The following is a 25,767-nucleotide window of genomic DNA, read 5'->3' as shown; positions in this document are numbered from 1 at the left end:
TCTTTATATACTGTAGATAACGGTCAGATTGTTAACAAAGAAGCTGACATTCATTTAACCTTCCATTCTCTTATTAACCCAGACCAGACGGTAGTAAACATGTTGACTCATTACGAGAAAAAGCTTTCTAGACAAACAAAAGAAATCATTTCATCTATCCCTCGTGATCTTTCTAGAAAAAAGAATTCAAAAGGACAATCAGCACTTGGGAGCATGATTGTTTCGGCGATGCTAGAAAAAACAAATAGTGACATTGCATTTCTGCATCACGGAGGTATTAGGTTTTCATTAAATAAAGGAAATATTACACTTGAAGATATTTATAGATCATTACCTTTTAATCACAAATTAGTAAAAATGCAAGTAACTGGACAACAAATGATAAACATACTAAATCAACAATGGACTTACGAAAAAGAGAATCTCTTACAATCTAATGGTATTAGTTATCAAAAGACTCACATAAATAATAAAATAATTGAGCTAAAAGATTCTCTAGGAGAAGATATAGAACCAGATAAAATATATACTGTTGTAACAAGTGATTACCTTGCTTATGGAGGGGATGGTTTTTCAGCTTTTAAAGCAGGAGAAGTTATTTTTACTGGTGAAACTATTCGGGATGTTTTTATTGACTACTTAACAAAAAGATAGAATCTTAAAGAGACATTTTTCCAATCAAAAATACCCCCCTTTTAAAGGGGAGTTTCGCTGTATTTATTCCAAATCAAACTCCGATAACGAGTCCATATGACTTGCTATCATCGCAATAATTGTACTTGCTTCTTCTTTACTAAAGATAAAATTAGTTTCATCTTTTATCATATCATCATCGTCAGTTTTAATACGGTTTATTCGACGAAGAACTCCATCACCAGTTTCCTGGACAACTCCAAATTGATAAGTAACTTCCACTTCATCTTCATACATAAAGGCTGTAACTTCTGGTGTTTCCCACTCAACATCAATTTCTTCGAATATGTCTGAATCCTCATCATCTTCATATTCATCATCTTCATATTCGTCATCTAAGTATACAACATCATCGAAGTCATCATCATTCATATAAAGATGGAAGCTTTCATGCACAGCATCTACAATATCTTCAATATCTCCTAATATTGCTCTAGATGTTTGCTCGTACTCAAGATCGAACGTTTCAATATAAAATTCTTCGTTGTGAGGATCAAAAAACAACGTACAGAAATAATCACGATCTTCATCCTCTGTTTCTACGAAAAATTCAATTCTAGGATGCTTTGCTCCGCGATCAATTGACATATGTCCTTCTTGGTCATATTTTTCACAAATCGACTCCAAATGGTCCTGTAATTCACTACTAACTCGATCAAACCATTCCATACTCATTTTTTACCCCACCTTTTACTCTGATTTCTATTTTACTATTCCCTACTTTTTTGAAAATTTTCCTATTTTTTTATTTTTAGGTAAATAAGAAGCTCTCACAAGCATACACGCAGTCAACTTAACGAAAAAGTTTAAAGTATATAGATCATAAAGCTGGGTACCGGCATATGATGTTAACATCATCTATTAGACTGACAGAAAGGAGTGAGTTTTTTGGTTTATATAAAAAACGATCAACATCCTTTACTATATAAACATTCAGCAGAAGTTAAGGCTACATCAAACCAAGACTCTTATCGCAGAAACTATTTACACGAATTTATTCAAACTCAACAAAACATAAATTCACAATTGAGAAATGCTTCAACACAAGTAAATACACTTGTTCTTGAAACAAAGGCTGAGCAACAGCAACATTTTGACCAATTATCAAAAAAAATAGAAAATCAGGAAGAAAGAACAACTCCACTGCTTGATAACATCCATAAGCAGGAGGAAGCCTATAAAGTTTTACTGGAAAGATTTGAATCAATCGAAATGTTTAATCAAGAGTTGTTAAAAAAGTATGAAGATGAAGGTCTGCTTAATCAAGCAATTGTTGATCAATTAACCATTCAGGATACCGCGGTTCAAAACTTATCAATTAGACTGGAGAAATTTAGTGAAAACCATGATAACCTTAATAATAAATTGGCTGAACAAAATGAGATTAACGAACAAATTTTAAAAACAGTTGAAATTCAGGAAGCATTCCACAAAACGATACTACAAAAACTTGAACAGCAAGAAGCAATCAGTCTAAAGACTTCACGTGAAGTAGATAGTTTAAAAGCAACACTATTCGAACGAATTAGTTATGTTATTGACAAGATTGAAGAAAATTACCGCAGTGTAACAGGATTTATTAATCAATTCTTTACCAAAACACACACCATTCCAAAAAAAACAGCGGATACTGAAAGAAAACAGAAAGAAACAACGCTAAATAAATAACAAAAAAACTGATTTCATGTAGGGGTAACACCTTACATGAAATCAGTTTTTTAATAGTAATTTACTCCATTCTCACAGTCTGAATGTTCGCCATATATCATACTCATCATTTCCTGTGAGGCGTCATCTGAAACACTTTCATAGTCCTTTGCAAAATGCTTCAAGCTATCACAAAATCCAACGTTATCCTGCCCTACACCTTCTGACCAACTAACAAAGTTATGGTAATCCTGAAGTGGGTCATAAGATTCAAAGTTAGCAATAACATCACTCGAACCAAGTGTTGTTACTTCAATCCCTTTATAAGTATCTGGATGATGTTCATCATATTTTACACATGCGTAAAAAATCATCGTATCTGTCCCTTCACAAATTGTCATATATCATAGTTTGCTTAGTAGCTAGTGAAAATATTCCATTTAAAGAAATGGAAACTCAAGATCATTTTTCAAAATTATGAGTTGTCATCACCCAAAAAGGAAAAAATAATCATGTGAATCGATTTATGGAGGGAAATCATGTCAAAAAAGTATCCTAGTTTTGTAAAGAGTGAATTTTTTGTAGATGAACCTGGAAATTGGCACTTAAAAGAGGGTGCACCAGATGAAATGAAAAAAGAGTTAAAAGAATATGTGGAATCATTAAATACGATTCAAGATGAACCCGGTACAATTGACAGCATACATGTTCCATATCCTTATGGCGATTAACAAGAAGAAGACCGNNCGGTCTTCTTCTTGTTAATCATTATAGTACTGAAAAAGAATACGTTGTAGACGTTTTGTACTCCTCATTAACATCTAAGACGCACGGAGAAAAATGCGGGAAGTTTATAGAATCAGGCAGCCCTTGTGTTTCTAAGCAAATACCTAGATATTTTCTTGCTTGAGTTCCTCTTATTTCAAAGGAATCGTCCATCATATTACTTGTATATATAACAACACTTTGTTCATCAGTTTCCACTGTTAATTTTCTCCCACTCTGTTCTTCAACTAAAGTGATTTCTTCATTATGATGATCGTTTAATAAAAATGGATGATCCACACCTTTGCCCGCTATTTGTATTTGTTGATGATTTCCCGCAATCGCTTCTTTTATAGCTTTACTATTTCTGAAGTCAAATGGAGTGTTATCCACTTCAAGAAATTCGCCTGTTGGTAGTAAGTTTTCACCTAGTTCAAGAAATTGATTGCTCTTTAGTTGCAGTTTATGTGATAAGATATCATCTTTTAGATTTCCACTTAAATTGAAATATGTATGATTTGTGAGGTTAACTAAAGTCTTCTTGTCTGATGTAGCACTGTATGAAATCTTCATCTCATTATTATTTGTTAGGACGTACGTTACATGTACGGTCAAGTTTCCAGGGTATCCATTTTCACCATCTGGACTACAATAAGAAAACTCAACTCCAACTTCTCCGTCATGCTGAAATTCATTTGCAGCCCACAGTTTTCTGTCAAATGCCTCTGGTCCACCATGTAGATGGTTATTATTTTCATTTTTCGGTAACGAATATTGTTTACCATCTAACTCAAATTCAGCATTGCCGATTCTACCAGCAACACGACCAACGATTGTTCCAAAATATGGTGAATCATTTAAATAGCTGTCAATATCATCAAAACCTAAGACAACGTTTTCATAGTTTCCATTTTTATCAGGTACAATGATATCAGTAATAATACAGCCTAATGTTATACATGTCACTTTCATGCCATGATCATTTTCTAGAGAATAGCTGTATACGTTTTCGCTATTAAGCTCCCCAAAAGTATTTTTAGTTATATTCATCTTTCTCTCTCCCTTAATACACTTTATTGTTTTCCCATAAAGATATAATAACACAACTTGTTCATACATCTTTATCTAAATAATTAATCATTTATTAGTCGATTCCTGCTAAAAAAGTAAATTTTCTTAATCAAGACCAAATATTACTTATTTTTGTTCAGTGTGGCAATAAATGATGAAATCTCTCTATTTGCAGATTTCCATCTTTTCGTTGGCACTTGATGGTTTGTTCGTTTAAAAAAAACAACTCTAAGGTTATTCGTTCTTTTTTTAAAATAAGATAAATATTTATTAATTAAATCAGACCTCGTTCCATACATCAAAAGAATAGGAACGTTAATTTTATGAATATCATTTATTAAATTGCTCCTTAATACAACTTGATAGTATTTATACCAAGCACCAGGTTGACATTTCTCCATATGCTGAATAAGCAATTCCCTCAATTTTTTGTTTTTTGTATGACTTACAGCTAACAATTGACCTAAAAGTTTTTGATGGTGTTTAACCATGTACATGCCTGCCTTGTGTTCCCACTGAAATGCTGTATTTATAACTGCTGGATATCCACCAAATAAAATAAGTCCACTTACCCGATTTGGATATGATATACATAAATTTTGTGCAATTACTCCACCGGCAGAATAACCACAAATAACAACCTCTTCAAGATTCAGCTTATTTAATAGTTCGATAAGCTCTTCACTATAATGACGAATTGAAACTTCACTTGATTTTATCCGTGAGCTATCTCCATGCCCTGATAAGTCAGGAGCAATGATTCTCATTTTTTCACTAAGTTTCCTTTGGTAATAGAACACATGCCGCCCCATCCCAGGTGGATGTATAAAAAGGACCGGTGTTCCTTGTCCAAAATCATCATACGCAATTATTTTATTCTCATTCAATTGAACAGTTGGCACTGTATTCCCTCCTATTTATAGCCGTCTTGTCGTATTATTCCACATTCTTAATTTGTTACCCATCAGGATTGGAAAAAATTTCTTTCAATAAAAAAGAATAAATATTGTTTATCGTGCAATATTAAATATCAACAACGATACAGCAAGGCAACAAAGCAGTACATCTTCTTCATTTATCAGGGGTTAACCTAGATGGTTAATGGATTGGTGCAATTCCAACCTAACCCACCAAACAATACATTTATAAAAGGAGATGGATTATCATGGCAAGCAACAGTAACAACAATTCTAACCAATTAGTAGTACCTGGTGCTTCTCAAGCGATCGACCAAATGAAATACGAAATCGCAAACGAATTCGGTGTAGATCTTGGTGGCGAAACAACATCTCGTGCAAATGGATCTGTTGGTGGAGAAATCACAAAACGCTTAGTATCATTTGCTGAACAACACCTAGGCGGCGAAACACGTAAACAATTTTAATTGAATATAGATGGGGATAGGGCACCATTTCGATGGTGCCCTTTCTATTCCTGAAAAATTGTCATGAAAAAGGTACATATGGTTAATCTAAAGAAGAAACAAAAACTAAAAGGGAGTTGATATGATGGTTAATGAAAACTTTGATGAATTTATCAAAACTGAAGCAAAACATAAGGCAAAATACTTAGGATCTACACAACCATCACATGGTATTTATAAAAACGATGAAGAAATTAATTCTAGAACAAATACAGATGAATCTGTTGGAGCAGTAGGTAGAGACGTATTTGATAAAGAAAATAAATAATTCAAAAAAACAGGGTAAATAAAGTAACGTAAGTGCTTAAAAATGATCGTTAACTGCCAGGGTGTGGGTGATAAGGTCTTCTGAGCAATAAAAAGCAGACTTTCTTGAGTAACCGGATCGTTAAATAAGCGGAGTTTTTCCAGTTATTTTGAAAGATAGAACTCGTTTTGTGGATATAAGTGGAATTTTTCCGCTTTTAAGCAACGTAAAATGGTCCATTTTCATCTTTTTCGCATAAATAGGCGGAATCTTTCCGTCTATTTATTCTATTTTACGTGCTTTTTCCTCATTAAGAGAAATTTCTCCGTTTATTTTATTTACTGGTCATTCTTGAGGGTTTGGAAATCGCTTAACCTAGTGCTTATCTTGGTTAAAAAAATGCTTGGAGCATATATGTCTCCAAGCATTTTTCTTTGCTAAATTTTTCACGAAAGCAATATTCATTCGTATTTTGTACTTCAAAACAGAATCATTTATAAAGTGACCCTGTTTTTCTACCTTATCTTCCTTTAATAAACATTTGTACCCATGCTCCGTGATAGAAGCCAACACCTATTGCATCAAATTCAGGTTTTAAAATATTTGCTCGATGTCCTGAAGAATTCATCCATGCATTCATTACTTCCTGAGGTGTTTTTTGACCTTTTGCTATGTTTTCTCCAGCATATGAATAACTAATGCCAAATGTTTTTAACATATCAAAAGGTGATCCATAGTTAGGACTTGTGTGAGAGAAATAATTAGAATTAATCATATCTTCTGCTTTCTTTTGAGCTACATTTTTCACATCAGCTCGATGTGTTAATGGCTTTAAACCAGCTTTAGCTCGCTCCTGATTTACCAGTTGGACAACTTGATCTTGGAAGTTACTTACGCTTCCTGCAGACGGTTTTAAGCGAATAACTTCACCAACATGCATGTTTCTTGGCTCAACATTTGGATTTAGTTCCATTAGTTTTTTATAATCTAAGCCATATCTTTGAGCTATGTACCAAAAAGTATCGCCAGGAGAAACTTTGTAAAATTCAAATGGTGGTTCTTTAAATGTTTTAATTTGTCCATGTGACACGGCCGGCATCGCTAATAAAAAAACAAAAGTTGCAAGTACTAGTTTTTTTAGCATCATGTCTTCCTCCAATTTAATCTAGTTTAATTTTTCCACCACTATAGTTTGGCTAAGATCTTGAAAATCATTCATTAAACTTTCACAAAATTATGAGGATTACCGGAATTATTCAATAACGTTTTATAACAAAAATGAAAAAGAGGCTGGCATATAAAACAGCCAACCTCAGGAATGTGATGATTTTATTGACAAACATTCATATTTCTATGGTAATTGAACGTTTAGAGCTTTTAGCATTTCATAGACAGCAGCTTTAATGTCTTCTGACTGGTTTTCCCCTTCAAGAGCAGCATTAATTTGTTGCTTAAACTCTTGAACAACTTCTTTTACTTCATGTTTATTCATTGTTCTTATTGCCACCATTCATATTTTGAGTAATTTTATCAAGTGGAATGTTTAGGCCTAATCCTTGTAGCATTTCAAATACGGCAGCTTGGATCTCTTGGCCACTTGCTCCTTCTTTTTTTAAATCAGCAATTTTAGATGATAAACTTCCAATGGCTTCATTCATTTTTTGATTATCCATATCTCACCTCATGATTGATTTAAAATTGAGCGAATGTTTGCACACAGCTTCTCAGGATTTTCATCTTGGAAAATATTTCGCCCAATTGAAATTCCATTTGCACCAGCACTTACAGCATCGTCGATCATTGTCAATAAATCATCATTTGAACCTAATCTCTCTCCCCCTGCAATAAGAACAGGGATTTTCACACCAGAAACAACCTGCCTGAAGGTTTCCGGTGAACCACTGTAATTTACTTTTACAATGTCTGCCCCGAGCTCTTCTGCTACACGGGCAGCATGACGAATACGTTCAGGATCAAATTCATGCGCTTTTGAACCGTCACGTACATACATCATCGCTAGCAGTGGCATTCCCCATTTGTCACATTCTTCAGCGATTAAACCCACATCCTTGATCTGTTCCGCCTCAAATTGAGATCCAAGATTCACATGAGTTGAAATTGCAGTAGCCCCTAAACGAATCGAGTGCTCTACAGAGGATACAAGCTCTTTTCGCATACTTTGAGATTCTGGAGCTAACGCAGTTGAAGCAGATAAATGAATAATTAGTTCACCTTTATTGGAGCCTAATGCATCTGTTAAATAGCGAACAAGTCCTTTATGCACAACAACAGCATCCGCTCCTCCGTCAAATACGGCATTCACTGTTGAATTGATTTCCGTTAAACCAGTTACAGGACCTATCGTAATACCATGATCCATCGGAACAATTAGTAACTTATCGGAATGATGATATAATTTTTTCAGGCGAATTTCTTTACCGGACATACAAATTCCTCCAATTTTTCTATCTTTCAATAATTGTTTCGCTAACTTTTACTCCAACGTGACGTCCTGGCTCACAAATATAAGACAATAATTCATCACCTGGCTTAATTGTTGAAGCATTACGAGGCTTGCCGTCTGCACTCATAATACGGATGTGCCAGTCATCCTGTACAACAACATTCAGTTCACGCTCTCCTACTTTCCCTTTGATTAACAACATTGGACGAACTTCAGTTTTAATACGACCAACTGTTAATACGCGTGTTTCACCTTTTGTATTCACACAAAGAACTTTATCTCCAGCTTTAAGATCACTTAAATACTCCGCTGCATCTTCAGGCTGCCATACATAAGAATGAACTGCACCTGCATTAACACGAAATGGTCTTAAGTTCATATATGGTAAATAATGTGTTTCAGAGCAAACAAATACCCCTCCACCTGAAGTAGAACCAATAATCATTCCTTCATCTTGTGTCATGATACCAGTTGTATCGATACAAGCACGAACACCCATACCAGCATGCACAACATCCGTAACAACCATTGGATGTAAGTCTAATTTCGGTAACGATTGTTTTGACATAAATGCAGTTAATCGTTTTACTTCATCAACATTTGTTGTCGCGAATAAAACACCGTCACTACCCTTTTCAAGCGTTCCATATGCAATTTCTGTATCAATTGCCGTGTTAACAGCACGTAATAATACGGTGTTACTTTCTTCTAATCTAGCAATAATTAATTCAAGTGGAATGTTTGTTGGTAAATCAAAATCTACTGCAGCAAAATCATATTCACTTGCTTCTCTTGAACAACGTTCTAACATTTCACGATTATCAACTGAGTAGAAAATACATGTTTGATGACCACGTTTTTTCGCATCTGCTAATACTTCTTGGCTATCAGAAAAAATGACATCTTCTGCTGGTACTTGCTCTAATTCTTCACTGCTGCTAACTTCTGTAATGAATGTCATTTTTTGAGGAAAATATCCATCTTGACGTTGTTGAAGTGAAACCAATACCTTATCAATAGGAGAATGATTAATTAACTCCCAAACATCCATATTCTCAACTGAAACTCCTCTACCGTCATACCAAACTTGCCTAGCTTTTTGTTGCATATTAATTAGCTCCTTCCAATCTGCTCATTTTTAATAAATTTTCTGTTTCTTGAGTTGTTAAAAAGTAGTGTGGCTTTGCTTTCATGCCAAAAGATAAATCATCTGATCTGTCATATAATGTTCCTTTATCTAAGAGAATAATAGAAATGGCAACTCTGTATTTTTCATTCAGTTGATCAATATAACTGCTTAAGATCCGATCATCTTTTGATTCTTTTTCGATAAAAATATAGAGATGAGAGTTGATTTTACCCGCTGACCAAAAACGCCTTGCTGGTAAAATTGTGATCATTTTCTCTAATTCATGCATATCAAAAGACATACTATCAATTGTAATTAGATTTTCTTTTCTGCCTCTAATAATAAAAGAACGATTTCTACCGCAGGAACAAGGATGTTCTACTACTTGCACTAGATCTCCAGTTACATATCGGATCATCGGTGTTGCCCGTTTGCGAAGAGTTGTTAAGACTAAATTTCCAATTTCACCAGCTTTTACCTCTGTTTTTAAATCATCTGCGAGAACTTCGACATGAAAATAATCTTCAAATACATGTAATTGTTGTGATGAGCAATCAACCATTGTTGTACCTACTTCTGTCATTCCATAATTATCAAAAACAGGTACACCCCATATTTCCTCTATTAATTTTCTTCGAAACGGTGTTAATGGTTCACCAGCAGTACAAATAGCTCTCAATGAAGGGAAATCCTTTTTCGGATTTAGTCCAAGCATTTCTGCTACCTCAGCAAGCATGATTGCTTGTAAAGAAATACATGCTAGTACCGTTACATTTAACCTTTTTACTAAATCAATGACTTTTGACATTGGTGTAATTGTTGTTCGACTATCAGCAGGTACAACACAACCACCTTGCCTTTGCACGGCACGATGAACAAAGTGTGAAATCGTTGAAAGTGCATAAGGAAATCGGATTAGAACAATATCACTTTCGTTAAAAGAAGCACCACATGTTGCGATACCGCTCGTAATTTCATCAAGATCTTTTTCGTTATACCATACTGATACTGGAGTACCTGTTGTTCCAGAAGACTCATGGTATTGTGACAAAGAACTCGAAGAAGCTGGCAAAAGACCAAAAGGTGATTGCTCTCTTAAATCAGATTTTGTTGTGAATGGTATATTTTTTATGTCTTCTAGTGAATGTAGTGGTAGATTTTGAATTCGAGTAGAGTAAAATGGTGATGTTTTTGCATAGTTTAGTACTTCATTCAAAGCAGCAATCTTATTTTGTGTGTTCATCTTAAACACACCCTTATTTCATCTGTAAAAGATGTTTAATGTTTTGAGATAGGATTTCTTCACGTTCACGATCTGTTATTTGAAGCTTTATAATTTTTTCAAGCTCTATTCCAGGATGTGATAACGGATATTCTGATCCAAATATTACTTTTGATGATCCAACTTTCTTAACTGTTTCTTGGATGTGAAGAAAATTACCTGTTGATGTTTCTAAATAAAAATTCGATAAATTTTTTGCGGCCTCTAACGCTTCCTGATCAGCAGGACCAAATCCCATATGTCCGATAATAAAATTCGTTTTAGGAAATTGTTTAGCAAGCTGAATAAACTTTGCTGTAGAAGCACCAGGACTATAAACAACATGAGAGTAGACCGGGAAACCATAATCACCACAAAGATCAGCTAAACTTGTAATGCCTTTTGAGGCAAAGGAAAATTGGTGTGATAAAGGCGATAGCTTTAAACCTTTAAATCCTTGTTTTTTTCCTTTTTCCAGCTGTTTGTTAACATCCTTGTCGTGAGGATTAATGCAGATAAAACCTTGAATGTTTTGATTTGCTTTAATAGCCTTTTCTACATATTCATTGTCAGGAACAGGATTATCCGGCTTTGCTCTACCTGTAATATATTCAGTCATTTTACGAACATCAAGCATCGCACCAGGTACTGCCACCCCTTGGTCGATCCCTGCTTCCTTTATTACTTTTAAATACATCTCTGTATTTCCGTATTCAGTGTCAGACAAATGTGCATGTGCATCAATAATCAATTTTTTCACCTCTATTCATAAACAACACGTACTGTTTTACCTTGTGGTCTTGGAAGTTTATCAACGAACTCAAGTTTAAATGGAATTCCAGATGCAAACTCCAATTTACTTTCTAATGAATCTGCTAGATGATTTGATGCTTCAACACCTTCAGCAAGTTCGCATCTTACGTGGATTGCTTCATTATCTTCTTCTTTTGCTAAAACAAATTCAAACCAGTTACCAATTTCAGGTTCACGCATTAAGAACTCTTCTAAATAAAATGGTGAAAGTGATGTTCCGTTATATTTGATTTGATCAACAACTCTTCCTCGTAAATAGAACTTAGGCATCGTAACACCACAAGAACATGTTTCAGACTCAATATAGCCTATGTCTCCAGTTCGGAAGCGCAAAATTGGTGTATCATAACGAAGAGCACTTGTTACGACAATTTCACCAATCTCCCCTTCATCAAGTGATTCACCTGTTTTCGGATCCACAATCTCAACAATTGCATGTGCTTGAGCTAAATGATAGCCGTCATGACTGTCGCACTCAATACCTAACACTCCACATTCAAGGCTGCCATAAAAGAAATTAGCTGTAGCTCCCCAAAGCTCTTCAAGACGCTCACGGAATGCAGGTGAACATCCTTCACCTGTGATCCATAATTTCTTTAATTGCAAGCTCTTCAAGTCAAATTGTTGTTCTTCCGCTTCTTCTGCAAGCAACATTGCCCATGAAGGCGTTGTAATAACAACATTAGGCTGTAAATCTTTTATCATTTTCAATGTTTTCTTAGGTGTTGAATAAGCTCCACCTTTACCAGCAGGGATAACCGTTGCTTCACAACCTTCCATAAATGTTTTATGAAAAGCTAAACCTGCTGCACTCATTTCATATGGCAAGGCATTTAAGCAAACATCGCCAGGATCTACTTCAAAAAGCTTTGGATAGCGTGGAGCAAGATCATGTAAATAATAATCATTCCACGTATACATCATATAAATCTCTTCTCCACCCGTTGTACCAGTAGAAACCTGAACAAGTGCAATATCTTTTTTATCTACCGTTAATAAAATATAGGGTTTGCCGCGCAGTTCATCTTTCGTTAAGAAAGGTAACTTACTTAAATCACTTACTGATTTAATATCATTCGGCTTCATATTCACTTCATCTAACTTTTGTCTGTAAAACTCATTTTTTTCATATGCGTTTTTAACAATATGCTTTAACGATTCTAAATGATAAGAGTCAATCTGTTGCTGTGACATTTGATCAGGATGAGTGGTGCCATTGAAAAATCGCTTAATCGTTAAAGGCATTCTTACCTTTTTGATTTTTTTCTCAAATAATGAGCTCATTCTTCTTCACCTACCTGATGTGCAATTCGACGAGCATACTCTGAATGAGGATCTTCTTTCATAAGAGTTTTCCAAGTTTTCATTGCTTTGTCTATGAAACTAGTTTTTTTGTATAAATGCCCTAAATCATACAACAGTTTTAAATACTGCTCTTTTGTAATTGGAGCATTTTCGCGATTGTTTTCATATGCTGATTTAACCGATTTAAAATCTTTAGCTGCCTTGTCGCTAGTATGGAAAAATCCTTCCGGTAAACACATATAAATACAGCCTCGCAAATATTTTAATTCTGGGTCATCAGATTTAATGCAAGATTTTAATAGTTTTAAGCCTTTAATTGTTTCACCAAACATTTCTTGTGGATCACTTGCAAATTTGCCCTTTAACGCAACAGATGCTGCATAATAGGTTTTAGCAATTTCACAATCCGGAAAAGCATCTTTTGCTTTTTCCCATGCTTCTAAGCTTTGTTTAGCTGCAGCCTTACTACCTTTTGCACCTAAGTGATGCATTTCTTTTGCTGCTTCATATAGCTTTTCTTTTGTTACAGTAGAAAGGGTCCGAAGATCAATTTCCTTATAAGAGTGAATGTTTAATTTCTCTTGAACTCTCTCTTTTATATCTTTAGAAGGTCTGAGCTTTAATAGCTTATTCCATGTCTCATGTGCAGCATCAAGCATATCTAGCTTTTCATATGCAAAACCTAGATCAAATAGTAGTTGATGATGTGTGTCTGCTCCCGCTTCTTTAAGATAATCTTCAGCTTTTAATAATGTTTCTATATCACTTACAGCGATCGCAGCTCTTCTAAAGAAAAGTTCCGGTAAACGCAAGCAGTGCCTCGAACGAATTGCACGTAACTCATGCAAAGACGGATGTTCATTGATTAAGCTATCCATTGCCTTCATAGACTTAATAGCTGAACCGAACATTTCGTACGTGTTAATAGAATCACGACCTTGCATAGACTGAAGGTCAATATAAATCATCTCTACCTCTGGTGAAGGATTGGTTAACACAAAAACATCAAAGAAATTAAGAGCTTCTTTCACATCATCAGCATCACCATATAATGCTTTTTTATAATATTCCATTGCTTCATCAGTGAGCCCTTCATTAGAAACTTCATAATTATTGTCCACCGGTTTAGCTTTATCTTCAGCTTCATTAAAATGTCCACCATGTTTAAGTGCTTTTAATTTTTCCTGGTAATTTGTAGCTTTTTCTAGTTGATTTGTTCGTTTACAAGCTTCAACTAAGTTTTTTAATACTTCTGTATACTCAGCTTCTGATAGAATTGATGAGTCCACTTCAAATGCAGTTACCAAGTAAGAAAAATCCTCAATTGCAGTAGATGTTCGTTGAAAATATAATTCAGGTAGACGATAGCACACATTCCCTCTTAAAAATCTTGCTAGAATAAGATCAGGAGATGTTTCAACTACTTCGTCTAGTTGTTTTAAACCTTCTAATGCATATTTCATTTTGTCTGTTACACTATTTGCATCTCTAGCTAGAAGAGTTGTGGCACTTCCATAGTAAGCTTTTATTTCCAGATTTTTTGGCTGCTTTTTAGATAACTCTTTTAGTGATGAATAAGCTTTCTTTACAGCTAGTTTATTGCCCTTAATACCTGCATCATGATCCTTAATAGCTTCTTCTAAAGATGACTGAGTTTGAACAGGGTTTTTACTAGTTTTATTCGACAAATCTTCTTCTTTTTTAATTTTTGTTGGAACATGAGTAGGTGTAGTTTGTTCTTTCACTTGGTGATTCCAAGTTTTAGCAGTTGTTGTTTCAGTATTGTTTGGTTTTGGCTGGGTATACTGAGCAACTTTTTTATTAATTACTTTTTTTGCTTTATTCATAAAGGGATTTGTTTTCATTAATGATTCCAATAAATCTTCTCTTTTTTTGAAACTCAAGTTTATTCACCCCCTGTTTTCCTAGCCTGTTCAACAAGCTTTTTATATTTTCCGCTATTTATTTTTAGTAGTTTCTCCCAAGTATTCTCGGCATTTTCAGAATCACCGATTGTTTGATATGAACTACCTAGATTTAATAGAAACTCACAGTATTGGTCTTTTGAAATATCAGTTTTCTTTTTTTCATAATCACTAATTAAAAACTGAAAATCTTCGATAGCTGTTTTTGTTCGCTTAAAATACATTTCTGGCAATCTATAAGCAACGTTTGCGCGTAGTATTCTTATTTCTGTGTGATTTGGTTCTGCCTTTACTGCCTTATCGAGAGCTTTTAATCCTCTTTTTGCTAAGTTCATTTTTTCAATTAAATCAGGGTGATCTCTTGCTATTAGGGCAGATGAACTCCCAAAATATGCTTCAACAATGCTATAATTCATAGCTTGAAGCTTTATTTTTTTCAAAATATCATAAGCTTTTTTTGCTGCTTGTTGATCTCCATCGATTGCCTTTTGGTGAAGTTTAACTGCCTCTTCAAAGTCTTTTTCCCAATCACCTTTTTGATAAGTCAATCCTTCCACCTCCTTTTAACCAATACATGTTCGTAAATCTATCTCACTCAATCTTCTTGAGTACATTTACAACTTATGTGAGTGATAAAGTATGGTGATAGACATTAATGGAAAAGAAGATATTTGATGATAGAGTCCACAATGTAAGCGATATCATTTAACTAATTCTTGATTTTCTTATTGTTGTATAGACTATTAAACCTATTTAAAGAAGAATTTTAAAAATGTGCTTTATGAGCTTAAGTATTCTCATAAGAGGTCAATTAAAGAAAAGGCTAATCCTATTAGAACAAAGAACAAAATTCTATATCGCACAAAATATAAATCATTTATGCAAATTTAAACATAAAAAACCATCAGATTTTATCTGACAGTTAAAAAAGAACGATAAAGCTAGTTTATTGGAGATGACTAGGAGGTGTTGGGCTGTGTTTACCTTTTGTTATTTCAGTAAATAAAGTCGTATTCTGTGTTGATGGTTGATTTTGCTGCATATTAAGGTCTAATGGAATGACCCCCATTGATTGCTTTATTTGCTGAATTTCCTGTAAGATCATATTTATATCTTCTTTTGTTGCTGGCTTTTTATTCTCTTTTAATTCAAAACCAATTTGACCATTTGGTTCTAATGTTGCATATTTAATATCTTCCATCTTATTAACATTTGATTGTCTTAGCTTCATTTCCAGTAAGTCAACTGAAAGACGAAGCTTTTTTAATTGGCCTTCTTGCAGCTTTCCATCTTTAATTAAGATTTTGGCTTTTCCTGAAATGAACTTTTCAAGCTTATCAGATTTTATTTGAGTAAATTCCACTACTACAAGCGTTAGGACAAGGGTTAAACCAACCACTAATGTTGTCCATACATTTTTTCCAACTAACGGTTGAACAAGTAAAGATCCAATTCCAATCATAATCACTACTTGAGCTAATGTCATTTGCGAGATTGACTTTCTTCCTGCTATTCTTAAGAGGATTGTCCCACCAATCACAATAATGACGCTTTTCCAAATCAAATCCAAATCCATGGTTAATAAAACCACCTTTATCATTAGTTACTATTATTTTTTGTAAATTCCCTTATTTTATGCTTTTTAGGAAAGAAAGGATAGAAATGAATGACAAACAGATTCAAATTTATTGATTCAATTCGAGGCCTTGCATTGTTTGGAATACTTCTCGTTAATATGAAGAGCTTTCAATCTCCAGAGTTCATCGATACGATGTTTAGCAAAACTTCTTATAAAGATGATTTTGATCAAGGACTTTATTACTTTTTGCAATTGTTTATTCAAATGAAATTTTACCCCATTTTTTCCTTTTTATTTGGATTGAGTTTTTATCTTTTTATGATTAAATCAACTCTTTCCAACTTTGTTTCAAGAACACTTTTTCTATTTTTGATCGGAATAATTCACCTTATCTTTATTTGGTATGGTGACATTTTACATGTTTACGCGATAACAAGTGTGTTTCTCCTATTCTTCCATAAGCTTTCGAGCAAAAAGGTTGCAATGTGGAGTATAAGCTTATTATTTGCTTACCATTTATTTCTTTTCGCGTCTATATTTGTTTCTGCTTCTACGATTCCAACAGCGAGCCAAAGTAAAATCGCATTAGAGTATATTCAAATGTATAAGGAAGCTCCTTATTTTGAGTGGGTATTGTTTCGCTTTAACATTGAAGTATTGCCGATACTTCAACAGCTACCAATTGTCATGATTCCTGTATTAGGTTGGTTTTTATTAGGTTTGTTCGCAGGAAAAGAGAAGCTATATGAGAGAAACCATAGAAATATAGTTCGTATAAATAATTGGTGGAAAATTAGTTTATTTTTAAGCTTGATTACAGTATGTTTGAATGGACTAGCTATACTCACAAACTTAGATGACGACAGTATTACCTATTTTCTTACTAGCTTGAGTGGTCTTTTTCTTGCTGTTTTTTATATCACGGCGATCTATTTGCTTAGTAGTCGGACTATTTTCAAGAAGATTCTTTCTCCCTTCCAATATGTTGGGAGAATGTCACTGACCAATTATTTAGCTCAATCCATAATGGTCATTTCCTTTTTTCGTTTTTTTCACATGTATAACACCCTAACTCTTACTGAAGGGTTGTTAATCAGTTTAGCTCTCTTTGTCATACAGCTTGGAATTAGTTATATATGGTTATCTTACTTCTACTATGGTCCATTAGAATGGATTTGGCGCAGCTTTACTTATCAAAAAATAAGTCCTTTTTTCATTAACAGAGAATCACACAAGTTAAAAATCCAAAAATAATTTCCAAATTGTATAACAGCGAATAAAACAGGTAAAAATAAAATGTTGATAAATTTTTAGGAGGTTATACAATTGGATATGAATCGAGTAAAACAAATCTTATCTTCATCTGCTGATATTAAAGTTATGTATAATGGTAGTTCTGTTTGGATTGATGAATTGCATGAAGAGCAAGGAATGGTTACTTGTCATTTAAGAGGACCACTTGAAGAACGTTCACAGGTAAGTGTTGCAGAACTAAAAGAAGTAGAGTAATACGAAGGTTATTAAATAAAGCTAATCAGGCTTGAAATAAGGTAATAACATAGGAATTTGTTAACATTTATACATATTGTTAGAAAAAATGTGTATAATGTACTTAGTACTAAATCTCCTTACTAAAGGATGTGTTGATATGAGATTTCAACAACAAGTTGAAAAACCACCAGAGGTAAGCTTAAAAATTTGGACTTGTGGTTCAGAAGATTGTAATGGTTGGATGCGTGATAATTTTAAATCAAACGAAGAGCCTGATTGTCCTCTTTGTGGACACGCAATGATTGAAGGAGAACGCACATTACCTGTTCTAGAGAATTTTTCCGCTGTAAGCCACAAAAAGGAATAATTTCATACACAACAGTAATACTGTTCAAAATAAAATTCCATGTATTCACATGGAATTTTATTTTTATTTATTTCAGGCCGAATCATGCAATATGTAGTGCATTGTTTTTTAGGAAGGTTTTCCACAGTGAAAATTGTGAGAAAACAATGAAGGTAACTGAGGTGTAAAATGTCTTGGATTGATGAGCAACTTATGAAGCATATTTTTGTATACAGTAAAGATCCATTCGATCCCGTTATTGTAAAAAACATACCGAACGGATGGAAACTAATTGGTAAAGGTAATTTTGCAGCTGTATTTACTCATCCTTCTTTAGACGGAAAAGTAGTAAAGGTTTATGCTGAAAACCGTGAAGGGATTACAGAAGAAATCATGGTTTATAAAAAACTTGGAGAACACAATGCATATTCAAGATTATATGAGTATGGAGAAAGATATCTAGTTCTTAAAAAATTAGAAGGAATTACGCTTTACCAAGCCTTTAATACAGGAACATTTATACCAAAAACTGTCATTGAAGATGTAGATAAAGCCATACATTTTGCTAAATCAAAAGGATTAAATCCTACTGATATACATGGAAAGAATATTACAATGAAAGATGGTAAAGGATATATAGTTGATGTATCCGACTTTCTAAAAACCTATTCCTGCCCAAAGTGGAAGCACTTTAAAAGGGGTTACTATTTAATCTATCTACCATTATTTAAAAACATTCGTATCCCTTTCCCTCATTGGCTACTAGAAAAAATTCGTAAAAGCTATCAATTTTACTTACTAGTAACCGGCTTTAGAAGAAAACAAGAATTATATAGTAATAAAAATAGATCTAACTAATAGTAACCATCTCTGGGGTTAATTATAATCATCCATAAGAAAGGCACGCTGTTAATGGTTCTGCGTGCCCTTTTGTTATTCTTCTCCCTTTGCTTTTTTATTCGTTGCAATAACAGCCTGTTGAACAAGTTGAGTAAACCGACCATTTTGTAACACCTTGATCCCTTCTGCTGTCGCACCTCCTGGTGTTGTTACTTGTTCCCTTAGTTCCCGCGCAGAAAGATTTCCTTTAAGCATCTCTGCAGATCCAATTACCATTTCGTTTACTAATTTCTCAGCCACTTCAGATGATACCCCCATCATTTCAGTAAACTCTATTAGTGTTTCAACGAAAAGATAAACAAAAGCCGGTGCACTCCCCGTAACGGCAGTTAAATCATGAATTTGTTGTTCAGTGCAATATTGTGATGCTCCGATGGAATTCACTAGCATTTCCATTTGTTTCTTATGTTTATCTGTAACAAACTTTCCATATGTATAAAGTGAAATGGAATGACCAATTGTAGCTGCCGTATTTGGCATTATCCATCCAACAGGAGTGTTAGTTGGAAGGTTATCCTCTAAGAAGGCAGGTCCGATTCCTGCTGCTACTGTTACAATAAACTGATTGGTTATGTAAGGACCTATTCTCTTCAGAATATCTCTATGTTCACCTGGCGGCATAGCCAAAACAATAACATCTACTCTTTTAATAATCTTTTCAATATCATGTATTGCATTAGCTTTATACTTTTTAGCTAATTCAGTTAGTCTCTCTGGATTTGATCTGTTCGAAACATAGATATGACTTATTTGTTCATCGCTTTTTTGGTATAGCCCAGATATGATTGCCTCTGCCATTCTACCTGCACCAATAAATAGTATCGAATTATTCATCCTGTACCTCTTTCTTCTCATATTTCCTATCACGATATGTTATTTCGGGAAATTCTTCAAGTCAAACTGTTAATTCTAAGAGGTCACGACAATAATATATTGGTACTTAATGACTTTTCACATAATAAAAAGAGACGCCTATAAAGACGTCTCCTGCGTATTGAGGCGAAAAACTGCACGCCACATCGTGCATTTAGCCTTCCGGCATGTTTTTCGACTTACACAATTCAGCTCATCGCTAGATAAATATAACATAATGCTAACAATAAGAAAAGAGGAAAATTTAAGAAGATGATATACCCGAAATTTTCTTTCTTTAATCACAATATAAAAAGTTAGTAGAATACTACTAACTTAACTAGTAACATGCATTTTATGTTTAATACATCGTATTTTGTGTAATAGAATACTATAACATTTTAAAGGAGGAAGTTAGTATATGAAACCTTATATTGAAGAATTCCAAAATGAAGACAATCTGGAGCAAGCTGTAAATAATCTTAAAAATAAAGGTGTACAAGCTAATGACCTTTATGTGTTAACACATGATGACGAACGAACAGAAAGAATTTCTGATAAAGCAGAAACAAATGTGATTGGTATTGAGGAAACAGGTTTAAATCAAGCTGTTGAAAACTTTTTTAGTAAAAAAGGTGACGAACTCCGAAATCAATTATATGAAATAGGCTTTTCAGAAGATGAAGCACAAACATATGAAGAAAAACTTGATGAAGGAAAAGCTTTATTAATTGTAACAAATGCTGAACAATATCATTTAGTATAATGTAAATGAAAGGGAGCTCTAGAATATTAGAACTCCCTTTCCCCTTACATTACCCTCATTACTTTCAAACTACCCTCACCTACCGATTATCTATAAACTTTTTGTACAAATTAGACAAGTTCTCCTTTCTAAAGTCATATAGTTAAATTGAGACATGCTTAGGGGGGATATGATGCGGTTTATTTTTATTCGCAAGAGCTGGTTGTTTTTTCTTTTTGTCGCAATTGTCATGGGTAGCTTGTATTACTTCTCGAATGATGTTGTGCCAACATTTCAAAATAGCGCTGAAAAAGATACGAACATTGTTATAAACATGGTAACCGGAGAATTCACAACAACAACATCAGATGGTAAGAAAATTGAAGCTTATCGTTGGGATCCAGGTACAATTGTTATTCCACAAGATAAAGATGTTACATTAAGTATTATTGGTGTGAACGGTGAGGAACATCCTTTTTATATAGAAGGTACTGATATCAAAGGTACTGTTAAAAAAGGAGAGGAGACAGTTATTCCACTTCATTTCAAGGAACAAGGAACTTATCGTCTTATTTGTGATACGCACTCTCATGATGGTCAACAAGTTCCAATGATTGCATACATTGTTGTAGATTAAACACTTTATCAATCCTTAGTCAAAAATAGGCATTAATACCTAGTTTATTTATTTAGACAAGCGGGTATTAGATATCTATCAAAGAAGAAAGGCAAGGGTGAGTAGTTTTGAAGATTGTCATCTATAAAGAGGAATTATATGAAATATTTTATACATACACCAGTGGATACGTAGAGCTTAAAAAACTCGAATCTGAGATTGATGATATCATACTAGTCCACCATTCCGAGGTATCAACGCTTGAATCTAGTGCATAAACTGAATTTTGTTCAAGTTAATCGTTAATCATAAGAGGAAAAGAGCATTTTTTTCCGTTTTCTGTATAAAAAAAGCAAAGCAAATTATGCTTTGCTTTTTGTTTATTTTGTTATCTTACTTAGATCGCTCATAAGAATCTAATAAATATTGAACGAGCTTCTCATCTTTTGATAAATGAACAGAATAAGTTCTTTTAACAAAGCGCTCTGCTTCTTCATAGCTTGAGAATTGATTTGAAAGTAATTTATGATTTTTTTCTATATTCCATACATCTTCTTTATTTTTGTAAAGCAAGAATTTATCCTTTTCAGCATTTTCGAAATGCGAACAATGATTTTTCAGGTTCATTTTATTGTGAATGAAATCTGTGCGTAATGGCTTTATTGAAAAAGGTTTTTCAATAAATTCTTTATAAGCATCGATTGTTAAGGAACACCCAGCTGCTTTTGCATGTCCTCCACCACCATATCTTGAGGCAATCTCAGAAACATCAGTATGATCATGTATTGTTCGAAAACTAATCTTTTTATTTCCCATATTTAATATTGAAATACAATCAAGGTGGGGATGTTCCTTTCCTAATTCATTTCCTAATTCAGAATGATAAGATTCAGCATGAACAATCCCTATACATACATCACCTAAAAACGATTGCACTAACTCCCTTTTTTTACGCCTAATGTAACGGTCTGTTTTCTTTTCTTCGATATCGAGAATTTTCTCTTCAAACTCACTAAATGTAAAATGATCAAATGTTAACAATCTATCTAACATGCTTGCTTCAAACTCTTCTATTGATTGCATATATAGAAGATCATTTAACCTTTTAGCTTGAATATTCTCATTCTTTTCCCATTCCCACGTATCATATTGACGTACTAGTTCAACATACTCATCCAAAATTGGTTGAGACGATATAATGTTGTTCTCAACTAAGTAGGAATAAAGAAGTGATGTAGCAGAAGCCAGCTTTCCTTCTTTTTCTTCTACCTTCACGATCCCCCACTCATACTGGTTACAATGAAGAGCTGTTTTATGATGATCAATTAATCTTATCTGCCCCCCATTTTTATAAAACTTTTCTAACTTTGCCTCATTTTCTTTATTAACAGATAAATCAGTTATGTATACTTCCTTATCTAAGTCCTGCTGATCAAGCAATTGTTCAACATGATAATCTAGACTATTAACAGAATGATAATGTACCTCAACATTTTCCTTGAACGCAAATTTAGCTAGAATGCCACAACTTACCCCATCTAAATCATTATGTGATAATAATATCTTTTGCATAATCCACCTTCTACCTCAACATGTTTAGTTTCTTTCAATATATGTCAGTATTTGTTTTAATGATTGATCTATTCAATCTATTTTAAATTTTTACCTATTTTTAAAACAAAAAGAGGATACAATGAACCTGATTGGCCCAATGTTTCCTCTTTTTTTTATTCACATACTCTTTTACCGAGAATAACTAAATCTCGTTCTACACCATCCATGTTTGCAATCCTCGGTAAGTGCGCCCATCTTTCAAAATTGTAGTTTTCAAAAAGCTTAATACTAGGTGAATTGTGACCAAATACAAATGCTAGTAACGTTTTTAATCCCAGCTCAGGACTTTGAGCTATAGCACGTTCCATTAAAACACGAGCGTAGCCTTTTCCGTGAGCGGAAGGATCAAGATAAATACTTACTTCTGCTGTTGCATCATAAGCCGGTCTCCCATAAAAAGATTGAAAGCTTAGCCAGCCAACTATAGTGCCACCCTCTTCTAACACCCATAATGGTCGTTGGTGTGCGTTATGTTCATGAAACCACTTTAATCTGCTCTCTACAGTCACCTCTTGTAAATCAGCTGTTGCAAGCTGCCCTGGAATAGAGCTGTTATATATTTCAACGATCTTTGGGAGATCATCCAGATTTGCATCTCTTATTCTAAGATTCTGTTCACTCATATCTGTCTTTCCTTTCGTCATATAACATTTCTTCTTATTATAGAATAAAAATAGACAGACAAAAACTACTTTTTTGCTTCCGGAATAAAAATTGTCGACAGATGTCGAGCTTTTCGATCATTTGATGGTTCATTATCTATTACTTTTTTGTACACTTGTGAAAGTTCTTGCATAAATTCTTGAAATTCTTGATCTGTTAAGTACACCATAGCTTGCCGATAACTTACTCCATCTTTTATTAGATCAATATTTTCTTGGTTTAAATAACTTTCATACTGTCCAAGTAGATGAGTCATAAAGGTTAAAAATAAGTTTAAATGTTCATCTTTAGATATTTTTGTTAAATCTCTCTCATTAGATACCTCATGTTCATTTAAGGCATAGATTTTTTCGACCGTACCTCTTATTTGGTTTTCCTTTACAACTTTTAAAACTTCAGCCTCTAATAATTTATTTAGATGTCGATATAATGTTGCTTGTGGTACATCTGTTAATCTTGTTGCAATTTGCTGAACAGTATACTCTTTGTTTCCTATTAAGGTTTGAACAATTTTCATTCTTACTGGATGAAGGATTAGTTTCGCTTTTGAATCCACTGAGGTCACCCCTCCTAATATAAAAATAACATTTGTAACACAATGGTTATCATTATCAATTATAATAATAATATAGTTCATGTCAAATAATATAGGTTATCAATAGGTATTTCTAAGAAAATAAAAAAGAATGACAGTTTCCCGTCACTCCTTAACGAATTATTAAATCACTTCAAAATAGTCTTTGTAATATCCACCGACTTTACCGGTATTGTCAATAACAAAGAAAAATTCCTCTGTTTCATTTTGTACATCATACTCTTTTCCTGCTGTTAAAGCTCGATCTACCATATATTTTTCAGCATTCGTATGAATACATTTTACTTTCTTAATTTCTTTAGAATTTTGCCATGTTTTATGAATCATATCTATCACCTCTCTAATTTCTTCTTTTATTTTATCCGAAAATAGTTAAAAAGCCAATTATTGTGGAATGGCAACCTTAACAGCCACACTTTTCTTTTTCATTTCATATTTTACATATAGTAAGATTGGTAAAGCGATAATTGTAATCATCACTAGTGTACCAAAAAGATATAATGGTTTGTTCGCGCCAAATTGCTCTAATAAAATACCGCCGATCCATGGGCCGATGACATTTCCAAGTTGTGTAAAACCCATAGCACCAAAATATGTTCCCTTTAAATCAGGCTTAGCAAGCTGATCGATAAGTAAATCTGTCATAGAGAACATCAAGATTTCACCAATTGTAAAAATGATCATCATTAAAATTAATAGTGGCAATTCTTGACTAAATGCAAAGCCGAAAAGTCCTAAGCAAATGACAACATTCCCAATCATAATTGAAACAAGTGGGGAATATTTTTTCCCAATTTTTATTAACGGAAATTGCAAAACAATAACTGTAATTGCATTTAAAGTTAGTAAATATGAAAATAATTCAGCTCCATTTTTGAATAACTCCGAGCTTGAAAAGTATTGTGGCAATGTTGAGCTAAATTGAGAATATCCTGTAATACATAATACAAGTCCAACAAGACTATATAAAAAAATATGATCTTTACGGACAATTTGGACTGCATCTTTTAACTGAACAAGATTATTATTCGTTATGTTTACATTGTCATTGTATTTTCTCAACGTATAAAGTAAAACAATTCCATATAGAAAATACGTTATTCCCGCAAATATAAATGGAGTTGTGCTAGCAGCTGCCCCAAGTTTAAGTCCAATTAACGGTCCAAATGTAACACCAACATTTATTGCTGTATAGCGAAGATTGAAGATTACTAAACGATTTTTTTCAACCGTTAAATCCGAAAGCATGGCCCTGGAAGTTGGTTCAAAAACAGAACGACATAAACCGTTTAACGCATTCATCATAAAAAAACCTACAATAGAATGAGTAAAAGCAAATCCTACAAAAACGAGGCCCCAAGCAAAAACAGAGATTAACAGAACTCTTTTTCTTCCCCATAAATCTGATAAATATCCACCATAAAAGCTTGATGCAATGCCAACTAGAGAGCTAATTGCGATGATAGCACCTGTTGTCGACGGTGATACATGTTTTTCCTGTGTTAAGTAAATGGCTAAAAACGGTATACACATCGATGTTGCTAAACGTCCAAATAAAGTACCGATTAGAATATTCATTGTAACTGGACTAACATCTTTTAACTGTTTCCACATTCTGTTCCC

The 25,767-nt window shown here is 33.7% G+C and carries 32 protein-coding genes; 11 read left to right on the top strand and 21 right to left on the bottom strand.

The features are described from left to right. Positions 1-654, top strand: a 654-nt coding sequence (locus COD11_RS23440) for a 5'-nucleotidase C-terminal domain-containing protein (RefSeq protein ID WP_176551221.1), incomplete at its 5' end; no start/stop codon positions are given. A 63-nt stretch (positions 655-717) separates the two neighbouring features. On the opposite strand, the gene COD11_RS23435 is transcribed toward COD11_RS23440, so the two are convergent. Continuing rightward, the gene (locus COD11_RS23435) at positions 718-1,368 is read right to left on the bottom strand and encodes a hypothetical protein (RefSeq protein WP_098799326.1); all 651 of its coding nucleotides are present in this window, start codon (positions 1,366-1,368) and stop codon (positions 718-720) included. A 213-nt stretch (positions 1,369-1,581) separates the two neighbouring features. Here COD11_RS23435 and COD11_RS23430 point away from each other — a divergent pair, with 213 nt between their 5' ends. Continuing rightward, complete coding sequence (locus COD11_RS23430) at positions 1,582-2,361, top strand: hypothetical protein (protein ID WP_098799325.1); 780 nt, start codon at positions 1,582-1,584, stop codon at positions 2,359-2,361. 50 nt (positions 2,362-2,411) lie between these two features. On the opposite strand, the gene COD11_RS23425 is transcribed toward COD11_RS23430, so the two are convergent. Beyond that, positions 2,412-2,714, bottom strand: a complete 303-nt coding sequence (locus COD11_RS23425; RefSeq protein ID WP_098799324.1) for a hypothetical protein — start codon at positions 2,712-2,714, stop codon at positions 2,412-2,414. 165 nt (positions 2,715-2,879) lie between these two features. Here COD11_RS23425 and COD11_RS23420 point away from each other — a divergent pair, with 165 nt between their 5' ends. Continuing rightward, positions 2,880-3,071 carry a hypothetical protein gene (locus COD11_RS23420; RefSeq protein WP_098799323.1) on the top strand — a complete coding sequence of 64 codons (192 nt, stop codon included), beginning with the start codon at positions 2,880-2,882 and terminating at the stop codon, positions 3,069-3,071. Between the two features lie 37 nt (positions 3,072-3,108). Here the strand turns inward: COD11_RS23420 and COD11_RS23415 are convergent, their stop codons facing one another. Together COD11_RS23415 and COD11_RS23410 are read right to left on the bottom strand one after the other, a co-directional pair. Continuing rightward, positions 3,109-4,155 carry an aldose epimerase family protein gene (locus COD11_RS23415; RefSeq protein WP_098799322.1) on the bottom strand — a complete coding sequence of 349 codons (1,047 nt, stop codon included), beginning with the start codon at positions 4,153-4,155 and terminating at the stop codon, positions 3,109-3,111. A gap of 143 nt (positions 4,156-4,298) precedes the next feature. Next, the gene (locus COD11_RS23410) at positions 4,299-5,078 is read right to left on the bottom strand and encodes an alpha/beta fold hydrolase (RefSeq protein WP_098799321.1); all 780 of its coding nucleotides are present in this window, start codon (positions 5,076-5,078) and stop codon (positions 4,299-4,301) included. Between the two features lie 263 nt (positions 5,079-5,341). Between COD11_RS23410 and COD11_RS23405 the strand changes: the two genes are divergently transcribed. Together COD11_RS23405 and COD11_RS23400 are read left to right on the top strand one after the other, a co-directional pair. Beyond that, a complete protein-coding gene (locus tag COD11_RS23405; protein WP_098799320.1) occupies positions 5,342-5,560 on the top strand; it encodes an alpha/beta-type small acid-soluble spore protein in 219 nt (72 codons plus the stop codon). Positions 5,561-5,684: 124 nt separating this feature from the next. Then, a complete protein-coding gene (locus COD11_RS23400; RefSeq protein WP_098799319.1) occupies positions 5,685-5,867 on the top strand; it encodes a hypothetical protein in 183 nt (60 codons plus the stop codon). A 499-nt stretch (positions 5,868-6,366) separates the two neighbouring features. On the opposite strand, the gene COD11_RS23395 is transcribed toward COD11_RS23400, so the two are convergent. The 11 genes from COD11_RS23395 to COD11_RS23350 form a co-directional block, all read right to left on the bottom strand. Further along, entirely contained in the window at positions 6,367-6,990 is a 624-nt protein-coding gene (locus COD11_RS23395; RefSeq protein WP_098799318.1) for a CAP domain-containing protein, read from the bottom strand. Between the two features lie 207 nt (positions 6,991-7,197). Continuing rightward, positions 7,198-7,338 (bottom strand): hypothetical protein, encoded by a 141-nt coding sequence (locus COD11_RS27115; RefSeq protein WP_176551220.1) that lies wholly within the window; start codon positions 7,336-7,338, stop codon positions 7,198-7,200. Continuing rightward, positions 7,331-7,519 (bottom strand): hypothetical protein, encoded by a 189-nt coding sequence (locus COD11_RS23390; RefSeq protein WP_098799317.1) that lies wholly within the window; start codon positions 7,517-7,519, stop codon positions 7,331-7,333. Before COD11_RS23390 ends, COD11_RS27115 begins: the two co-directional genes overlap by 8 nt. Positions 7,520-7,527: 8 nt before the next feature. Further along, positions 7,528-8,292 (bottom strand): 2-amino-3,7-dideoxy-D-threo-hept-6-ulosonate synthase, encoded by a 765-nt coding sequence (locus tag COD11_RS23385; protein WP_098799316.1) that lies wholly within the window; start codon positions 8,290-8,292, stop codon positions 7,528-7,530. 19 nt (positions 8,293-8,311) lie between these two features. Then, positions 8,312-9,418 (bottom strand): 3-dehydroquinate synthase II domain-containing protein, encoded by a 1,107-nt coding sequence (locus COD11_RS23380; protein WP_098799315.1) that lies wholly within the window; start codon positions 9,416-9,418, stop codon positions 8,312-8,314. Between the two features lies 1 nt (position 9,419). Then, entirely contained in the window at positions 9,420-10,682 is a 1,263-nt protein-coding gene (locus COD11_RS23375; RefSeq protein ID WP_098799314.1) for a phenylacetate--CoA ligase family protein, read from the bottom strand. A gap of 13 nt (positions 10,683-10,695) precedes the next feature. Next, a complete protein-coding gene (locus COD11_RS23370; RefSeq protein ID WP_098799313.1) occupies positions 10,696-11,451 on the bottom strand; it encodes an amidohydrolase family protein in 756 nt (251 codons plus the stop codon). A gap of 11 nt (positions 11,452-11,462) precedes the next feature. Continuing rightward, entirely contained in the window at positions 11,463-12,797 is a 1,335-nt protein-coding gene (locus COD11_RS23365) for a phenylacetate--CoA ligase family protein (RefSeq protein ID WP_098799312.1), read from the bottom strand. Further along, a complete protein-coding gene (locus tag COD11_RS23360) occupies positions 12,794-14,722 on the bottom strand; it encodes a tetratricopeptide repeat protein (protein WP_098799311.1) in 1,929 nt (642 codons plus the stop codon). The genes COD11_RS23365 and COD11_RS23360 overlap by 4 nt, the downstream gene beginning before the upstream one ends. A 2-nt stretch (positions 14,723-14,724) precedes the next feature. Continuing rightward, positions 14,725-15,291 carry a tetratricopeptide repeat protein gene (locus tag COD11_RS23355; RefSeq protein ID WP_098799310.1) on the bottom strand — a complete coding sequence of 189 codons (567 nt, stop codon included), beginning with the start codon at positions 15,289-15,291 and terminating at the stop codon, positions 14,725-14,727. A 398-nt stretch (positions 15,292-15,689) separates the two neighbouring features. Continuing rightward, complete coding sequence (locus COD11_RS23350; protein ID WP_098799309.1) at positions 15,690-16,319, bottom strand: DUF421 domain-containing protein; 630 nt, start codon at positions 16,317-16,319, stop codon at positions 15,690-15,692. Positions 16,320-16,409: 90 nt separating this feature from the next. Between COD11_RS23350 and COD11_RS23345 the strand changes: the two genes are divergently transcribed. The 4 genes from COD11_RS23345 to COD11_RS23330 all read left to right on the top strand — a co-directional run bounded on the left by COD11_RS23345 (position 16,410) and on the right by COD11_RS23330 (position 19,017). Continuing rightward, the gene (locus COD11_RS23345) at positions 16,410-17,576 is read left to right on the top strand and encodes a DUF418 domain-containing protein (protein ID WP_098799308.1); all 1,167 of its coding nucleotides are present in this window, start codon (positions 16,410-16,412) and stop codon (positions 17,574-17,576) included. 72 nt (positions 17,577-17,648) lie between these two features. Next, positions 17,649-17,831, top strand: coding sequence for an H-type small acid-soluble spore protein (locus COD11_RS23340; RefSeq protein ID WP_098799307.1), 183 nt, complete (start codon positions 17,649-17,651; stop codon positions 17,829-17,831). 139 nt (positions 17,832-17,970) lie between these two features. Then, positions 17,971-18,180, top strand: a complete 210-nt coding sequence (locus COD11_RS23335) for a cold-inducible protein YdjO-related protein (RefSeq protein WP_098799306.1) — start codon at positions 17,971-17,973, stop codon at positions 18,178-18,180. A gap of 168 nt (positions 18,181-18,348) precedes the next feature. Further along, on the top strand, positions 18,349-19,017 hold the full coding sequence (locus tag COD11_RS23330; protein ID WP_098799305.1) for a serine/threonine protein kinase: 669 nt from the start codon (positions 18,349-18,351) through the stop codon (positions 19,015-19,017). A gap of 75 nt (positions 19,018-19,092) precedes the next feature. Here COD11_RS23330 and proC read toward each other — a convergent pair whose 3' ends face one another. Next, entirely contained in the window at positions 19,093-19,893 is an 801-nt protein-coding gene (gene proC / locus COD11_RS23325; protein ID WP_098799304.1) for a pyrroline-5-carboxylate reductase, read from the bottom strand. 439 nt (positions 19,894-20,332) lie between these two features. Between proC and COD11_RS23320 the strand changes: the two genes are divergently transcribed. Together COD11_RS23320 and COD11_RS23315 are read left to right on the top strand one after the other, a co-directional pair. Further along, positions 20,333-20,677: a YflT domain-containing protein gene (locus COD11_RS23320; RefSeq protein ID WP_098799303.1), complete on the top strand. Its 345-nt coding sequence runs from the start codon at positions 20,333-20,335 to the stop codon at positions 20,675-20,677. A 172-nt stretch (positions 20,678-20,849) separates the two neighbouring features. Beyond that, entirely contained in the window at positions 20,850-21,293 is a 444-nt protein-coding gene (locus COD11_RS23315; RefSeq protein ID WP_098799302.1) for a cupredoxin domain-containing protein, read from the top strand. Positions 21,294-21,665: 372 nt separating this feature from the next. Here COD11_RS23315 and COD11_RS23310 read toward each other — a convergent pair whose 3' ends face one another. The 5 genes from COD11_RS23310 to COD11_RS23290 all read right to left on the bottom strand — a co-directional run bounded on the left by COD11_RS23310 (position 21,666) and on the right by COD11_RS23290 (position 25,758). After that, positions 21,666-22,844 (bottom strand): DHH family phosphoesterase, encoded by a 1,179-nt coding sequence (locus COD11_RS23310; protein ID WP_098799301.1) that lies wholly within the window; start codon positions 22,842-22,844, stop codon positions 21,666-21,668. 155 nt (positions 22,845-22,999) lie between these two features. Next, positions 23,000-23,530: a GNAT family N-acetyltransferase gene (locus COD11_RS23305; protein WP_255301693.1), complete on the bottom strand. Its 531-nt coding sequence runs from the start codon at positions 23,528-23,530 to the stop codon at positions 23,000-23,002. A gap of 44 nt (positions 23,531-23,574) precedes the next feature. Then, the gene (locus COD11_RS23300) at positions 23,575-24,105 is read right to left on the bottom strand and encodes a helix-turn-helix domain-containing protein (protein ID WP_231307697.1); all 531 of its coding nucleotides are present in this window, start codon (positions 24,103-24,105) and stop codon (positions 23,575-23,577) included. A 162-nt stretch (positions 24,106-24,267) separates the two neighbouring features. Continuing rightward, the gene (locus COD11_RS23295) at positions 24,268-24,471 is read right to left on the bottom strand and encodes a DUF6501 family protein (protein ID WP_098799299.1); all 204 of its coding nucleotides are present in this window, start codon (positions 24,469-24,471) and stop codon (positions 24,268-24,270) included. A gap of 57 nt (positions 24,472-24,528) precedes the next feature. Further along, positions 24,529-25,758, bottom strand: a complete 1,230-nt coding sequence (locus COD11_RS23290; RefSeq protein WP_098799298.1) for an MDR family MFS transporter — start codon at positions 25,756-25,758, stop codon at positions 24,529-24,531. Positions 25,759-25,767 lie beyond the last annotated feature (9 nt).

This window comes from Bacillus sp. AFS040349 (assembly GCF_002577655.1).
Taxonomy (GTDB): Bacteria; Bacillota; Bacilli; order Bacillales; family Bacillaceae; genus Metabacillus.
This window is presented reverse-complemented; position numbering and strand designations above follow the sequence as displayed.

Coding starts and splice junctions, on each gene's coding strand:
- COD11_RS23405 (WP_098799320.1), top strand. CDS start 5,342: ATGGCAAGCAACAGTAACAACAATTCTAACCAATTAGTAGTACCTGGT.
- COD11_RS23380 (WP_098799315.1), bottom strand. CDS start 9,418: ATGCAACAAAAAGCTAGGCAAGTTTGGTATGACGGTAGAGGAGTTTCA.
- COD11_RS23435 (WP_098799326.1), bottom strand. CDS start 1,368: ATGAGTATGGAATGGTTTGATCGAGTTAGTAGTGAATTACAGGACCAT.
- COD11_RS23310 (WP_098799301.1), bottom strand. CDS start 22,844: ATGCAAAAGATATTATTATCACATAATGATTTAGATGGGGTAAGTTGT.
- COD11_RS23345 (WP_098799308.1), top strand. CDS start 16,410: ATGACAAACAGATTCAAATTTATTGATTCAATTCGAGGCCTTGCATTG.
- COD11_RS23395 (WP_098799318.1), bottom strand. CDS start 6,990: ATGCTAAAAAAACTAGTACTTGCAACTTTTGTTTTTTTATTAGCGATG.
- COD11_RS27115 (WP_176551220.1), bottom strand. CDS start 7,338: ATGAATAAACATGAAGTAAAAGAAGTTGTTCAAGAGTTTAAGCAACAA.
- COD11_RS23420 (WP_098799323.1), top strand. CDS start 2,880: ATGTCAAAAAAGTATCCTAGTTTTGTAAAGAGTGAATTTTTTGTAGAT.
- proC (WP_098799304.1), bottom strand. CDS start 19,893: ATGAATAATTCGATACTATTTATTGGTGCAGGTAGAATGGCAGAGGCA.
- COD11_RS23335 (WP_098799306.1), top strand. CDS start 17,971: ATGAGATTTCAACAACAAGTTGAAAAACCACCAGAGGTAAGCTTAAAA.
- COD11_RS23400 (WP_098799319.1), top strand. CDS start 5,685: ATGGTTAATGAAAACTTTGATGAATTTATCAAAACTGAAGCAAAACAT.
- COD11_RS23385 (WP_098799316.1), bottom strand. CDS start 8,292: ATGTCCGGTAAAGAAATTCGCCTGAAAAAATTATATCATCATTCCGAT.
- COD11_RS23350 (WP_098799309.1), bottom strand. CDS start 16,319: ATGGATTTGGATTTGATTTGGAAAAGCGTCATTATTGTGATTGGTGGG.
- COD11_RS23375 (WP_098799314.1), bottom strand. CDS start 10,682: ATGAACACACAAAATAAGATTGCTGCTTTGAATGAAGTACTAAACTAT.
- COD11_RS23290 (WP_098799298.1), bottom strand. CDS start 25,758: ATGTGGAAACAGTTAAAAGATGTTAGTCCAGTTACAATGAATATTCTA.
- COD11_RS23320 (WP_098799303.1), top strand. CDS start 20,333: ATGAAACCTTATATTGAAGAATTCCAAAATGAAGACAATCTGGAGCAA.
- COD11_RS23425 (WP_098799324.1), bottom strand. CDS start 2,714: ATGATTTTTTACGCATGTGTAAAATATGATGAACATCATCCAGATACT.
- COD11_RS23315 (WP_098799302.1), top strand. CDS start 20,850: ATGCGGTTTATTTTTATTCGCAAGAGCTGGTTGTTTTTTCTTTTTGTC.
- COD11_RS23415 (WP_098799322.1), bottom strand. CDS start 4,155: ATGAATATAACTAAAAATACTTTTGGGGAGCTTAATAGCGAAAACGTA.
- COD11_RS23295 (WP_098799299.1), bottom strand. CDS start 24,471: ATGATTCATAAAACATGGCAAAATTCTAAAGAAATTAAGAAAGTAAAA.
- COD11_RS23365 (WP_098799312.1), bottom strand. CDS start 12,797: ATGAGCTCATTATTTGAGAAAAAAATCAAAAAGGTAAGAATGCCTTTA.
- COD11_RS23305 (WP_255301693.1), bottom strand. CDS start 23,530: ATGACGAAAGGAAAGACAGATATGAGTGAACAGAATCTTAGAATAAGA.
- COD11_RS23330 (WP_098799305.1), top strand. CDS start 18,349: ATGTCTTGGATTGATGAGCAACTTATGAAGCATATTTTTGTATACAGT.
- COD11_RS23390 (WP_098799317.1), bottom strand. CDS start 7,519: ATGGATAATCAAAAAATGAATGAAGCCATTGGAAGTTTATCATCTAAA.